12 protein-coding genes are annotated in these 12,976 nt (G+C 51.6%); 5 read left to right on the plus strand and 7 right to left on the minus strand.

Annotation, left to right across the window (positions count from 1 at the left end):
- Window positions 1-50 precede the first annotated feature (50 nt).
- From PGW97_RS14360 to yacG, 4 genes are read left to right on the plus strand one after another with little or no spacing between them, the layout of a single operon-like run.
- Window positions 51-920: a prepilin peptidase gene (locus PGW97_RS14360; RefSeq protein ID WP_273857551.1), complete on the plus strand. Its 870-nt coding sequence runs from the start codon at window positions 51-53 to the stop codon at window positions 918-920.
- A gap of 4 nt (window positions 921-924) precedes the next feature.
- Window positions 925-1,539 (plus strand): dephospho-CoA kinase, encoded by a 615-nt coding sequence (gene coaE, locus PGW97_RS14365; RefSeq protein WP_273857552.1) that lies wholly within the window; start codon window positions 925-927, stop codon window positions 1,537-1,539.
- A gap of 24 nt (window positions 1,540-1,563) precedes the next feature.
- Window positions 1,564-2,301: a cell division protein ZapD gene (gene zapD / locus PGW97_RS14370; RefSeq protein WP_047886946.1), complete on the plus strand. Its 738-nt coding sequence runs from the start codon at window positions 1,564-1,566 to the stop codon at window positions 2,299-2,301.
- Window positions 2,295-2,528: a DNA gyrase inhibitor YacG gene (gene yacG / locus PGW97_RS14375; protein WP_373689493.1), complete on the plus strand. Its 234-nt coding sequence runs from the start codon at window positions 2,295-2,297 to the stop codon at window positions 2,526-2,528. Before zapD ends, yacG begins: the two co-directional genes overlap by 7 nt.
- Before the next feature lie 93 nt (window positions 2,529-2,621).
- Here the strand turns inward: yacG and mutT are convergent, their stop codons facing one another.
- On the minus strand, window positions 2,622-3,020 hold the full coding sequence (mutT, locus tag PGW97_RS14380; RefSeq protein ID WP_047886947.1) for an 8-oxo-dGTP diphosphatase MutT: 399 nt from the start codon (window positions 3,018-3,020) through the stop codon (window positions 2,622-2,624).
- A gap of 112 nt (window positions 3,021-3,132) precedes the next feature.
- A complete protein-coding gene (gene secA / locus PGW97_RS14385; protein ID WP_047886948.1) occupies window positions 3,133-5,850 on the minus strand; it encodes a preprotein translocase subunit SecA in 2,718 nt (905 codons plus the stop codon).
- 420 nt (window positions 5,851-6,270) lie between these two features.
- Between secA and PGW97_RS14390 the strand changes: the two genes are divergently transcribed.
- Window positions 6,271-6,735: a DUF721 domain-containing protein gene (locus PGW97_RS14390; protein ID WP_047886949.1), complete on the plus strand. Its 465-nt coding sequence runs from the start codon at window positions 6,271-6,273 to the stop codon at window positions 6,733-6,735.
- Window positions 6,736-6,897: 162 nt separating this feature from the next.
- On the opposite strand, the gene lpxC is transcribed toward PGW97_RS14390, so the two are convergent.
- From lpxC to murC, 5 genes are all read right to left on the minus strand, one after another.
- Window positions 6,898-7,815: a UDP-3-O-acyl-N-acetylglucosamine deacetylase gene (lpxC, locus tag PGW97_RS14395; protein ID WP_273857553.1), complete on the minus strand. Its 918-nt coding sequence runs from the start codon at window positions 7,813-7,815 to the stop codon at window positions 6,898-6,900.
- 122 nt (window positions 7,816-7,937) lie between these two features.
- Complete coding sequence (gene ftsZ, locus PGW97_RS14400) at window positions 7,938-9,119, minus strand: cell division protein FtsZ (protein WP_047886951.1); 1,182 nt, start codon at window positions 9,117-9,119, stop codon at window positions 7,938-7,940.
- 34 nt (window positions 9,120-9,153) lie between these two features.
- Window positions 9,154-10,410 (minus strand): cell division protein FtsA, encoded by a 1,257-nt coding sequence (gene ftsA, locus PGW97_RS14405; RefSeq protein WP_273857554.1) that lies wholly within the window; start codon window positions 10,408-10,410, stop codon window positions 9,154-9,156.
- Between the two features lie 67 nt (window positions 10,411-10,477).
- The gene (locus PGW97_RS14410) at window positions 10,478-11,230 is read right to left on the minus strand and encodes a cell division protein FtsQ/DivIB (RefSeq protein ID WP_047886953.1); all 753 of its coding nucleotides are present in this window, start codon (window positions 11,228-11,230) and stop codon (window positions 10,478-10,480) included.
- 274 nt (window positions 11,231-11,504) lie between these two features.
- A complete protein-coding gene (gene murC / locus PGW97_RS14415) occupies window positions 11,505-12,965 on the minus strand; it encodes a UDP-N-acetylmuramate--L-alanine ligase (protein WP_217391882.1) in 1,461 nt (486 codons plus the stop codon).
- Window positions 12,966-12,976: the final 11 nt, after the last annotated feature.

A 12,976-nucleotide genomic window follows, 5' to 3' on the forward strand; every position in this document is an offset into this window, starting at 1 on the left:
AACTGCGAATCCCCTACAATAATCCCATTGACTGATATGAGAATGTTTTCATGGAACTGCTGATCCTCTATCCTTGGCTTTTTCCTGTTTTTGCGGCTGTTTTTGGACTGCTTGTCGGCAGTTTCCTGAATGTCGTCATTTATCGCCTACCTATCATGATGGAGCGGCAGTGGAAAGCCGACTGCGCCGAGTGTTTTCCGGAATTTGGTTCTATTCAAGAAACCGGCCCATTCAACCTCAGCATTCCCCGCTCGCGCTGTCCACATTGCCAGCATCCCATCAGCATGTGGGAAAATATCCCGGTTGTCAGCTGGCTGCTGCTCAAGGGGCGCTGCAAGAATTGCCAGGCAAAAATCAGCATCCGTTACCCGCTGGTCGAGCTGTTTACTGCCGCCATTGCTACGACAGTGGCGCTGACGCTACCGCACTCTGAATGGGCGCTTGCCGTTATCTTTTTCAGCTTTGCATTGATTGCCCTGACGTTTATCGACATTGACAAAATGCTGCTACCGGATCAAATTACGCTGCCGTTGATGTGGGCTGGCTTGCTGATGGCGCTGCTTGGCTTTTCGCCAGTCAGCCTGACCGATGCCGTCATCGGTGCCATGGCGGGCTACCTGTCGCTGTGGAGCCTGTACTGGACGTTTAAGCTGCTGACCGGCAAAGAAGGAATGGGCTACGGGGATTTTAAACTTCTCGCCGCACTGGGAGCCTGGCTTGGCTGGCAACTGCTGCCTTTTGTCGTACTGCTTTCTTCTTTGGTTGGGGCAATCTGCGGCATCATTCTGATGCGGGTGCAGCGTTCCGACAGCCAAACACCGTTTTCATTTGGCCCCTATCTGGCGATTGCAGGCTGGATAGCCATCTTGTGGGGTGAGCCACTGCTCAACTGGTACCTGACTTCATATCTGGGAATGTAATGCTATGACCATGGTGATTGGCCTGACTGGCGGCATCGGCAGCGGTAAAACAACCGTTGCCAATCTGTTTGCCGCCTACCATATTGATATTATTGATGCTGATGTTATTGCCCGGGAAGTCGTGGAACCGGGAACGCCCGGCCTTCAGGCTATCGCTGACAAACTGGGATCTGACATCTTACTGACAGATGGTTCTCTCAACCGCAGTAAGCTGCGAGAGGCCATCTTCAATGACCACTCACTCAAACAATGGCTCAACGATCTGCTGCACCCGATGATTCGGGAAAAGATGAAAGCCGACATTGAAAAGACGACATCCGCCTACTGCTTGTTGGTCATCCCCCTGATGGTGGAAAATAACCTGCAAACCATGACAGATCGTCTGTTGGTGGTGGATGTGGATGAATCGGTACAGGTCCAACGTACACAGCAACGCGACAATGTTGCAGCAGAGCAGGTCCGTAAAATCCTGGCTTCACAGGCAACCCGGGAGCAGCGTCTGGCCGCTGCCGATGATGTGATTTCCAATAACGGTGACGCAGAGAGCCTGCAACAAAAAGTGGCGGAACTGCACGCCTATTACCTGACATTAAGCCAGTCTCCGGCGGCATCAAATTAACCGAACATTTTTGGGTAAGTCGATATGCAAATGATTCGCTATGAACACCCTCTCAGCGAGAAAGTCCGGATCTACCTGCGGCTGGAATACCTGATCCGCCAAATGACGCATGCCAGCCAGCTTACTGACCCCTGGCAACATCAGATCTTTTTTCGTGCCCTGTTTGATATGCTGGAAATCCTGGATCAAATACAGCTGAAATCAGAGCTGGCCAAAGATCTAGAAAAACAACGCGGTAAACTCAAGCAGTGGCTGAACATTGACGGAGTGGACCAAAACGCACTGCTGGAGCTGCTGGATAAGCTGGATCTTGCTCACCATCAACTGCTGACAGCCACCCGGCTGGGGCAGGAGCTGCGTGAAGATCGCTTCTTGAGCAGTATTAAACAGCGCCTGTCAATTCCCGGCGGGAGCTGCAGCTTTGACTTGCCGACACTGCATCACTGGCTGCACCTGCCGCTGGCGCACAAACAAAGCAATATGCAAAACTGGCTCAATCACATCAGCGAACTGAGCGTGGCGCTGCACTTGTGGCTAAAGCTGATCAGGGAGTCAGGGCAATTCCGCCCGCAGGTCGCTCGGGGCGGCTTCTTCCAGCATGACGCCGAAGCGGCTAACATGCTGAGGATTGATATTTGCTCAAGCCATGGGGTATACCCTATGATATCGGGCCATCGCAGCCGCTTTGCTGTTCGCTTCCTACCTTTTGAGGAAGGAACCGGCATCGCGGAATTGCTCGAGTTTAAACTGGCGATATGCTGAGGTTCACCATGACACAAGCCAAATCCACCCAATCTGATCTCACCGTGGTCAAGTGCCCGACTTGTCGCACCGACGTGGTATGGGGAGAGCAAAGCCCATTCCGACCTTTTTGCTCCAAGCGCTGCCAACTGATTGATTTGGGTGAGTGGGCGGACGAGGAAAAATCCATTCCCGGCGCTCCGGACATGTCCGATTCTGATGGCTGGTCAGAAGACATGGGATACTGACAGCATAAGGCCCGGCATCTCGCCGGGCCTTATCGTATCTCAATCCACAGAACACCGAGCATAGGCTCTGTCATACGCTTATAACCAGCAGCACTACAGACCCATCAGTTTGTCCAGAACCACCTCATTGGCTTCCGGAAAGGTATAGTCACGCAAGTTTGAGAGAGCGACCCATTCCCCGGGCTGACCTTCTTTACCAAAGGCTTCCCCTTCAAACGCAGTCACCAGAAAGAAATCAAATTTCAACGCCTTTTCCGGATAGTCATGCTCAAGAGCCATGAAATGCTCCAGGGCCGTCGCTTCAATGCCGACTTCTTCATGCAATTCACGAATCACCGCCTGCTCTGCCGTTTCGCCCTGCTCGACTTTGCCGCCGGCAAACTCCCAGAAGCCGCCTTTGTGCGCCTTGGCCGGACGTCGGGTTATAAAGACCGAATCTTTACTGTCATTTAGAATGATCCCCGCAGAGATCCACACGCGTTTTTTATCCACTCTTCACCCTATCATCAAACGGTAATGCTGCGTCTCTGTGTTATCTTGCCTCATTGTGCGCATAAACAAAAGGCCGCGTTGGCGGCCTTTTATTCTATAACACGGTCAGTTGTTAGCTGATTTTACCGTGACACTGTTTGTATTTCTTACCTGAACCGCAAGGACAAGGTTCATTACGACCTACCTTACGCTCAGCACGGTGTGGAACACCATCTTCATGGCTCTCGTCCGCCACCTGGTTTTCGGCTTCCTGATGCTGGAACTGCTGACGGCGGGCCAGTTCTTCGGCCTGACGACGACGCTCCGCTTCCATTCGCTCGACTTCTTCTTGCTGCTGGACGCGAACCTTACTCAGGATGGCAATCACATCAGACTTCAGGCTTTCCAGCATGCCCTCAAACAGCTCAAACGATTCACGCTTATATTCCTGTTTCGGGTTTTTCTGTGCATAACCACGAAGGTGGATACCCTGACGCAGGTGATCCATGGCAGCCAGGTGCTCTTTCCACAGCATGTCCAGATTTTGTAGCATGACCGTCTTCTCGAAGTTACGCAGCACAGGCGCGCCAACCACTTCTTCTTTGTGACGGTAAACTTCCACCGCTTTCTCGACAATACGTTCACGCAGCGCTTCTTCGTACAGCTTCTCTTCGCTGTCCAGCCACTCCTGAATCGGCAGTTCAAGATCGAAATCGTTCTTCAGGCGCTCTTCCAGGCCCGCAATATTCCACATTTCTTCCAGAGACTGAGGCGGGATAAACTCGTCAATCACAGCCTGCAGCACATCCTCACGGTTCTGCTCGATCATATCGCTGATGTCTTCGGCATTCATCAGCTCGTCACGCAGTTCGTAAACGACTTTACGCTGATCATTAGCCACATCATCGAATTCCAGCAGCTGTTTACGGATGTCGAAGTTACGGCTTTCTACTTTACGCTGGGCGTTTTCGATCGCCTTCGTCACCCATGGGTGCTCAATGGCCTCGCCTTCTTCCATGCCCAGTTTCTTCATCATCCCGGAAACACGCTCAGACGCGAAGATACGCATCAGGCCATCTTCCATCGACAGGTAGAAACGCGAGGAACCCGGGTCACCCTGACGACCTGAACGGCCGCGCAGCTGGTTATCAATACGACGGGATTCGTGACGCTCTGTACCAATAATGTGCAGGCCACCGGCTGCCAGTACCGCATCGTGGGCTTCTTTCCACTGGGCCTTCACGCCGGCAATTTGTTCTTCTGTCGGGTTATCCAGCTTCGCCACTTCGCTCTGCCAGGAGCCGCCCAGCACGATATCCGTACCACGGCCCGCCATGTTGGTAGCAATTGTCACCGCACCGGCTTTACCCGCCTGCGCCACAATTTCAGCTTCCATTTCATGGAATTTCGCATTCAGAACCTGATGCTTAATCCCTTCTTTTTTCAGGGCGTTTGACAGCATTTCTGATTTTTCAATCGAGACGGTACCCACCAGCACCGGCTGACCTTTGCTGACGCGCGCTTTGATGTCTTCACTGATCGCCGCGAACTTTTCACGTTCTGTCATGTAAACCAAATCACCCATGTCATCACGAACCATCGGCTTGTTGGTTGGGATAACCACGGTTTCCAGACCGTAGATTGTCTGGAATTCAAAGGCTTCAGTATCCGCAGTACCTGTCATACCTGACAGCTTCTCATACAGGCGGAAGTAGTTCTGGAAAGTGATAGAAGCCAGAGTCTGGTTTTCATTTTGAATTTTCACACCCTCTTTGGCTTCAACAGCCTGGTGCAAGCCTTCAGACCAGCGACGGCCCGGCATCGTACGGCCTGTGTGCTCATCAACGATGATCACTTCGCCGTCTTTCACGATGTAGTCGACGTCACGCTCAAACAGCACATGGGCACGCAATGCGGCATTCACATGGTGAAGCAGGCTGATGTTGGCTGGCGAGTACAATGTATCGTCCTCGTCCATCATACCGTTTTGTTTAAGCAGCTCTTCCACAAATTCCTGACCGTTCTCCGTCAGGTAAGTCTGCTTGGATTTTTCATCAACCGTATAGTGGCCTTCGCCACGGTATTCTTCGCTATCTTCTTTGTCCTGCTTCACCAACTGAGGAATCAGAGCATTGATCTTAATGTACAGCTCAGAGCTGTCTTCAGCCGGACCAGAAATAATCAGCGGGGTACGGGCTTCATCGATCAGGATGGAGTCGACTTCATCGACAACCGCAAAGAAACGCTCACGCTGTACACGGTCTTCCGGGCGGAAAGCCATGTTGTCACGCAGGTAGTCAAAACCGAATTCGTTGTTGGTACCATACAGTACGTCTGCCGCGTACGCTTCTTTCTTCGCATGCGGAGGCATATTCGGGATGTTCACCCCAACGGTCATCCCCAGGAATTCAAACAGTGGTCGGTTGGTTTCGGCGTCACGGGCAGCCAGGTAGTCGTTCACCGTAACGATATGCACACCTTTACCGGTCAGTGCATTCAGGTAAGCCGGCAACGTCGCCGTCAGCGTTTTACCTTCACCCGTACGCATTTCTGCGATCTGGCAGTTATTCAGTACCATACCGCCAATCAGCTGAACATCGAAATGGCGCATGCCAAACACACGCTTCGACGCTTCACGAACCGTGGCAAACGCTTCTGGCAACAGCTGATCCAGGTTTTCGCCCTGATCCAAACGCTCACGGAACTCAACCGTTTTGGCTTTCAGTTCTTCGTCTTGTAAGCTTTCAAATTGCGGTTCAAGCTTGTTAATTTGGTCAACGATTTTGCGCATACGACGCAGTGTGCGGTCGTTACGGCTACCGATAACTTTAGTCAGTAGTTTTGATAACATGGCGTTGCCGTTTTCTCTTTGTTATGTCAGCCAGTAGGTCGGGCTGATGACTCAATCTGAATATTTCACCGGGATACTACCAGACGGAATCGAGGTCATGGCCTGAACGTCTTCGTCCCTGTCCCGTTTCAATCCACCACACAAGTGGCGAAACAAGCCGACCGGAAAATAGTGGTTAAGAAAGATATTGTGGCCTATCTCCGCCATTTCAAGTCGAAACCGTAAAATACCCACATTTTCCGCTCACCGGTGTTCATTTTGGGAGCCACAAGACAGTTATGTCGTGTTATTCATTAGGTTCCCAAGCCTGATATAATAAGCCATATTGACAGTGTCGCCTATGGCAAATCCCCCGGCGATGTTTACCATATCCGAAAAATTAGAACTTATCCCCTAATTCAGAGCCAGGAATTGCCAGACATGCGTGATCACCGCCCTCAAACACCCGCGACTTTGCTGGACAACAGCCAGATGGGGAATATTCAGCAGCGTGCTATCGCCTTGAGTAAGCTGGATAAAGCGGTGAAGGCACACCTGAACTGTGCTGAACACTGTCGAGTCAGTAACTACCGCCAGGGAGTCCTGATTATTGAAACGGCCTCAGCGGCCTGGTCAATGCGCCTGAACTACGAGCGCAATACGCTGATGCAGAAGCTCCGGGAAAAACTACTCCCGAATCTCAGTCAAATTGACATTCGGGTCAATCCGGCTTTAGCTGCGGTCGCTCCGGCACCGTCAGAAAAGACCCCGGATATCGTTCGCAAGCCCATCTCGGATAAGGCAGCAGGTTACCTGCGTCAAACCGCAGCAGATGCCCCCGATAAAATTAAGGCCCGGCTGGAACGTATCGCCGCTATGGCTGAAGCCCGAAATCGTTCAAAATAACACGGCATAAGTAGCTATTGTTTAAAGTAGCTATTGCTTAAAGAAGCGAATACTGAGAGTGGCTATTGCCGAAAATAGTAAAGTATTTCTCGAGGCAAGATTCACGAAGCCAGAAAAGCAAAACGCCGGACAGAGTCCGGCGTTTTTCAATCTGATTGGGTATCAAGCAAGTACCATGCCCGGCTGGGCAAAAGTAACAGGCACCTGCTGTTCATTATCGAAGGTCGACCATTCAAAAGCTTCCTGGTCAGCCAGAACAGCACGCAGCAATTTGTTGTTTAGCGCGTGGCCTGATTTATAAGCCACCATCTCACCAATGATGTTGTGGCCGCACATGTACAGGTCACCAATGGCGTCCAGTACTTTGTGAGTCACGAGTTCATTGTCGAAACGTAAGCCGTCATCATTCAGGATACGGTAATCATCCAGTACGATGGCATTATCAAAGCTACCACCCAGACACAGGTTCTGTGACTGTAAGTACTCGATATCACGCATGAAACCAAAGGTCCGTGCGCGGCTGATATCTTTTACAAATGACTGGCTTGAGAAGTCCAGAACCAAACGCTGCTGATCCGCATCAATCGCCGGATGGTTAAACTCGATAGTGAAATCCAGGCGGAAGCCGTTGTATGGACGCAGCTCGGTCCATTTGTCACCATCTTCGACGCGAACAGTTTTCTTAAGACGCAGGAAGCGCTTAGGCGCATTCAGCGTCTCAATACCGGCTGATTGCAGCAGGTAAATAAACGGGCTGGCACTGCCGTCCATAATAGGAATTTCCGGCGCATCCACTTCGATAATCACGTTATCGATACCCATACCTGCCAATGCGGCATTCAGGTGTTCCACAGTCGAGATACGCACACCTTCTTCGTTCACCAGAGCGGTGCATAACATTGTATCGCGCACTGAGTCGGCGTTCGCTGGAAAATCAACAGGTGGATTCAAGTCCGTACGACGATAAATCACACCGGTGTTTGCCGCAGCAGGACGAAGGATCAGCGTGACTTTACGTCCAGAGTGCAAACCCACCCCGGTCGTTTGGACAATGCTTTTCAATGTACGTTGTCTGATCATCTGCGTTTCTCAACTGTTTAAATGCCTAATGTCGGCCCTTATCCTTGTTCAAAAATAGGACAAGGACAGACATCATACCACTTTGTTACCTGTTTCCCAAATAATTTGCAACAGCTAAGCAATTAGTCTGCTTGCTTGCGCAAAAACGCCGGGATGTCCAGGTAGTCGTGGTCCGCTTGTGGTTTAGCTTTCGCTGCTGCCTGAGCGTTACCTTCAGCGGCTGGGGCAGACTGAGTCAGCGGAGCTGGCTTCGTGTCTTCCATCACAGGCGTAGGCTGAACCGTTTTTTCCTGTGCAACTGCTGGTGCTGGTTTGCTGGTTGTAACCAGAGTGATATCAGGCTTGGTGTCTTTACCAATACCCGTTGCCACTACTGTTACACGCAGCTCGTCAGACATTTCCGGATCCAGTGATGTACCGATAACCACGGTCGCGTTGTCAGAAGCAAATGCCTTGACGGTGTTACCAACGGTTTCAAACTCATCCAGACGCATGTCCATACCCGCGGTGATGTTAACCAGTACGCCACGAGCACCCGCCAGGTCGATATCTTCCAGCAGTGGGCTGGAAATCGCCATTTCAGCGGCTTCTTCTGCACGGTCATCACCGGTCGCAACGCCGCTACCCATCATCGCGTGACCCATTTCAGACATCACTGTACGTACGTCTGCAAAGTCGACGTTGATCATGCCCGGGCGAGTAATCAGCTCGGCAATACCCTGTACCGCGTTTTTCAACACGTCGTTCGCTTTCGCAAAAGCGTCCAGCAGAGTGATGCCACGGCCCAGCACTTTCAGCAGCTTCTCATTCGGAATCGTGATCAGCGAGTCAACGTGCTTAGACAGTTCTTCGATACCTTGCTCGGCAAAAGCCATACGCTTTTTACCTTCGAAGCTGAATGGCTTGGTAACTACAGCAACCGTCAGAATACCCAGCTCTTTCGCGACTTCCGCAATAATCGGGGCCGCACCGGTACCGGTACCGCCGCCCATACCGGCAGCGATGAAAATCATGTCCGAACCTTCCAGCTCAGCTTTGATTGCTTCACGATCTTCCAGCGCCGAATCACGGCCAACCTGTGGGTTGGCACCGGCACCCAGACCTTTAGTGATCGCGCCGCCAATCTGAATTACAGTGCTGACACTGCTTTTACGAAGTGCCTGAGCGTCAGTGTTTACACTGATGAACTCAACGCCTTCAATAGATTCACGTACCATGTGATCGACAGCGTTACCGCCACCGCCGCCAACGCCAATGACCTTAATTACTGCCTCGTCAGACATTTCCATCATCGGTTCAAACATGTGTTCTCTCCGTTCATCCTGTTCGCATCAGGTTTTAAAATTCTTTTTTAAGCCAACCACTTATTCTAGTGAAAATACTGGAGACAGACCGTTTCGGCTCCAGTTCACTATCGTCAAATGTCTGACTATCCTTTCCGTAATGCAGCAGACCGACTGCTGTCGCGTAATGCGGTGATTGGACATGTTCTGTCAGTCCAGTCACATCCAGCGGCAATCCTACCCGGACCTGATTGCTGAATACCCGTTCGGCACATTCAACCAGCCCTTCCATTTGAGCCGCACCACCGGTCAGGACAATACCTGCTGCCAGTTGGTGCTTGACGCCCGCATTACGCAGTTGTTCTTGTACTTCGATTAGCTTCTGATTCACCAGCCCCAGCAATTCGCTGTAACGAGGCTCGATCACTTCCGCCAATGTCTGGCTCTGCAGACTACGTGAAGGCCGTCCGCCGACGCTCGGTACATCGACCTTCGCATCTTTGCTGACCATTTCACTCAGTGCACAACCATATTTGACCTTGATTTCTTCCGCATCACCGAGCGGTGTACCAAAGGCATAAGCAATATCGCTGGTCACCACATTGCCGGCATACGGGATGACGGCAGCATGGCGCAGTGCGCCACCGGTCCAGACCGCGATATCCATTGTACCGCCACCGATGTCCACGACACACACGCCGAGCTCGCGCTCGTCCGGTGTCAGAACAGCATAACTGGCAGCCAGACCAGAGAATATCAGCTGATCGACTTTCAGATCACAGCGCTCAACCGCTTTCACGATGTTGCGCGCCATGTCGTTATGGCAAGTGATTAGATGAACACTGGCTTCCATGCGCACCCCTGATAAACCAACAGGATTTTTTATCCCCTCTTGGTAATCAATAGCAAATTCCTGAGGAATAACATGCAAAACTTTATGTTCATCACTAATTTTTACTGACTTCGCTGTATGTATAACATTATCAACGTCGTCTTGTGTCACCTCTTTATCAGAAATCGGCACCATACCTTCTTCTGTCTGGCAACGAATATGCTTACCTGATAAAGACAGGAAAACCGAGGAAATCTGGCAGTCAGCCATCAGTTCGGCCTTGTAAACAGCGCTCTGAACCGATTTTACGACGGACTCAAGATCGTTCACGCCGCCTTTGTCCATTCCGCCAGAAGGACTGCTACCCTCACCGATGACGTTTACTTCACCATCCGGCAACACTTCCCCGACTAAAGCACAGACTTTGGATGTACCAATATCCAAGCCCACTATCAGTTTTTTATCTGCTGCCTTCGTCATTAGCGCACGCTCTTATAGTTCTACCAAGCCAAACAGAAAGCGGCGATGCCGTCCCATTTGGTTTCGCTTACTCTGGATCTGTAGTCCAGCCTACAGCAGCCCCGGTGTCATAGCGCAAGTCTACGTACTCGATGGCCTTTCCCTGCTGCTCTATCTCCGGGAACAAGGTAATGAAACGTTCCAGCCGCTCCATTCTTTCCTTGCGCCCTAATTCGAGCCTGATGCCGTTGGTTAACCACACGCGCCAGGCACGACGTTCGTTCAATACCAGCCTAGCAATTTCAAAGCCGGCTCGCTGTAATCTGGGTTGCATTTCATGCAACGCAGCCAATACCTGTCGGCTGCTGTCTTCCGGTCCGGATAGCGCGACAAACGCCTGTCCGGCCTGCTCTTTCGGGGCATAAAATACGTCACCAGACGTATTCAGCAGAAACTCATCATCCCAAAAGGCCGCGGGCTCCTGTTCAACCAGATACACTTTCACCGTATCCGGCCACTGCTTGCGGACTGCCGCTCTGGCTACCCAGGGCATGGCTTCCAGCGTATGCTGAATATCATCCACATCCTGCGTCATGAAGCTGCCCAGACTGTCAAGCTGGAGTATTCCGTTTCGGACATCATCCGGCGTCAGGTAATGCAGCTCCCCCTGAATAATGAGCTGCGATAATGGCAACCGGTTGGCATCGGTCATCCAGTCTATTGCGGCACTGAACAGCCAGACAATAAAGCTGATGACAAAAAGAAAAAAAGCCAACCCACCCCAGTGTTTTCTGGCCACAGGGGAAGGTAGCGGTATGCGATTTAAAACCGTATCAGCCATACATTCAAAACCCTAATAGCCGACATTTACCGGCAAGATACGGAACTGGCAGCCTAAACCGCTCTAAATCAGACCGCATCTTGCGAGCAAAGTTGACAGATTATACCGAGCAAGCTCTGGCACTCCAACACTTGTCTCATGATTCCTTGCAATTACTGATAGCAATAAGACACTTAAGAGACCTATTGCACAGCTTTTTACGGCAAACATCACGGCAAACATCACTGAACCTGATACTCAGGCAAGATTTACGCCAGACTTGCGCCTCCGCTGACTACTTCTGACGCATCATGTCAATATTCAGTTTCATTTCAGCAAGTTGGCGTGCAATTTTGCCAACATCACCGGCGCCTTGTGTCAGAACTAAATCATCATTTTGTAGAATATTGGCCAACGCTGACGGCAATGCTTCACCGTTGGGCACAAAAATCGGATCAATTTTGCCGCGCCCGCGAATAGTGCGGCACAGAGAGCGCCCATCCGCTCCGGCAATCGGTGCTTCCCCGGCAGAATAGACATCCAGCATTACCAGAACATCAACCTGCTCCAGCACATTGGCGAAATCTTCATACAAGTCACGGGTACGGCTGTAACGGTGTGGCTGGAACACCATCACCAGGCGCTTATCCGCCCAACCGGCCCGCGCAGCTTTGATGGTGACATCCACTTCGCTCGGGTGATGACCATAATCATCCACCAGCATGACGTTGCCGTTACCGGTTTCAAACTCACCCAAATGGTCGAAACGACGACCGGTGCCCTGGAATTCTACCAATGCACGAATGATGGCATCTTCCTCTACGCCTTCTTCACTGGCAACAGCCACTGCCGCTGTTGCATTCAGCGCATTGTGTTTCCCCGGAATATTCAGGGTAACTTTCAGTGCAGGCTTGCCTTTGCGCAGAATCGAGAAGTGGCCTTGCTGACCCGTTTGCGTGTAATCCACCAGGCGAACATCAGCATCTTCTGAGAAACCGTACGTGATCACCGGACGGCCGACCCGCGGCAGCAGTTCACGAACCACAGGATCGTCAATGCACATTACAGCCAGCCCGTAGAACGGCAGATTATGCAGGAAATCAATAAACGTCTGCTTCAGAACTTCAAAGTCACCACCATAGGTATCCATGTGGTCCGCTTCAATGTTCGTCACAACACAAACCATCGGCTGCAGGTGCAAGAAAGACGCGTCGCTTTCATCCGCCTCAGCAATCAGGTAACGGCTGCAACCCAAACGGGCATTGGTTCCTGCGCTTTTCACCAGACCGCCGTTGACGAACGTCGGATCCAGCCCCGCTTCAGAATAAATCTGAGTGACCAAGGCCGTCGTTGTGGTTTTGCCGTGCGTTCCCGCAATTGCAATCCCATGGCGATAGCGCATCAGCTCGGCCAGCATTTCGGCACGGCGCACCACCGGAATACGCTGCTCACGGGCTGCAACTAACTCTGGGTTGTCCTGACGGATTGCGGTCGACACCACCACCACACTCGCGCCCTGAACATTTGATGCCTGATGACCAAAAAAGATCTCAGCACCCTTGCTGGTCAGCCGCTCTGTCACCGCATTCGGCGCCAGATCAGAACCGCTGACCCGATAGCCTTCATTAACCAGTACTTCAGCGATTCCGCTCATTCCGGCGCCGCCGATACCAACAAAGTGAATACGCTCTACGCGGCGCATCTCTGGTACCATGGTACGAATTTTAGCTAGCTGCTGGTTATCCAGTTTACTCATCACTTTGTCTC

Origin of the sequence: Photobacterium sp. GSS17, assembly GCF_028621875.1 — a bacterium.
Classification (GTDB): domain Bacteria; phylum Pseudomonadota; class Gammaproteobacteria; order Enterobacterales; family Vibrionaceae; genus Photobacterium; species Photobacterium ganghwense.

Coding starts and splice junctions, on each gene's coding strand:
- PGW97_RS14360 (WP_273857551.1), top strand. CDS start 51: ATGGAACTGCTGATCCTCTATCCTTGGCTTTTTCCTGTTTTTGCGGCT.
- coaE (WP_273857552.1), top strand. CDS start 925: ATGACCATGGTGATTGGCCTGACTGGCGGCATCGGCAGCGGTAAAACA.
- zapD (WP_047886946.1), top strand. CDS start 1,564: ATGCAAATGATTCGCTATGAACACCCTCTCAGCGAGAAAGTCCGGATC.
- yacG (WP_373689493.1), top strand. CDS start 2,295: ATGCTGAGGTTCACCATGACACAAGCCAAATCCACCCAATCTGATCTC.
- secA (WP_047886948.1), bottom strand. CDS start 5,850: ATGTTATCAAAACTACTGACTAAAGTTATCGGTAGCCGTAACGACCGC.
- PGW97_RS14390 (WP_047886949.1), top strand. CDS start 6,271: ATGCGTGATCACCGCCCTCAAACACCCGCGACTTTGCTGGACAACAGC.
- lpxC (WP_273857553.1), bottom strand. CDS start 7,815: ATGATCAGACAACGTACATTGAAAAGCATTGTCCAAACGACCGGGGTG.
- ftsZ (WP_047886951.1), bottom strand. CDS start 9,119: ATGTTTGAACCGATGATGGAAATGTCTGACGAGGCAGTAATTAAGGTC.
- ftsA (WP_273857554.1), bottom strand. CDS start 10,410: ATGACGAAGGCAGCAGATAAAAAACTGATAGTGGGCTTGGATATTGGT.
- PGW97_RS14410 (WP_047886953.1), bottom strand. CDS start 11,230: ATGGCTGATACGGTTTTAAATCGCATACCGCTACCTTCCCCTGTGGCC.
- murC (WP_217391882.1), bottom strand. CDS start 12,965: ATGAGTAAACTGGATAACCAGCAGCTAGCTAAAATTCGTACCATGGTA.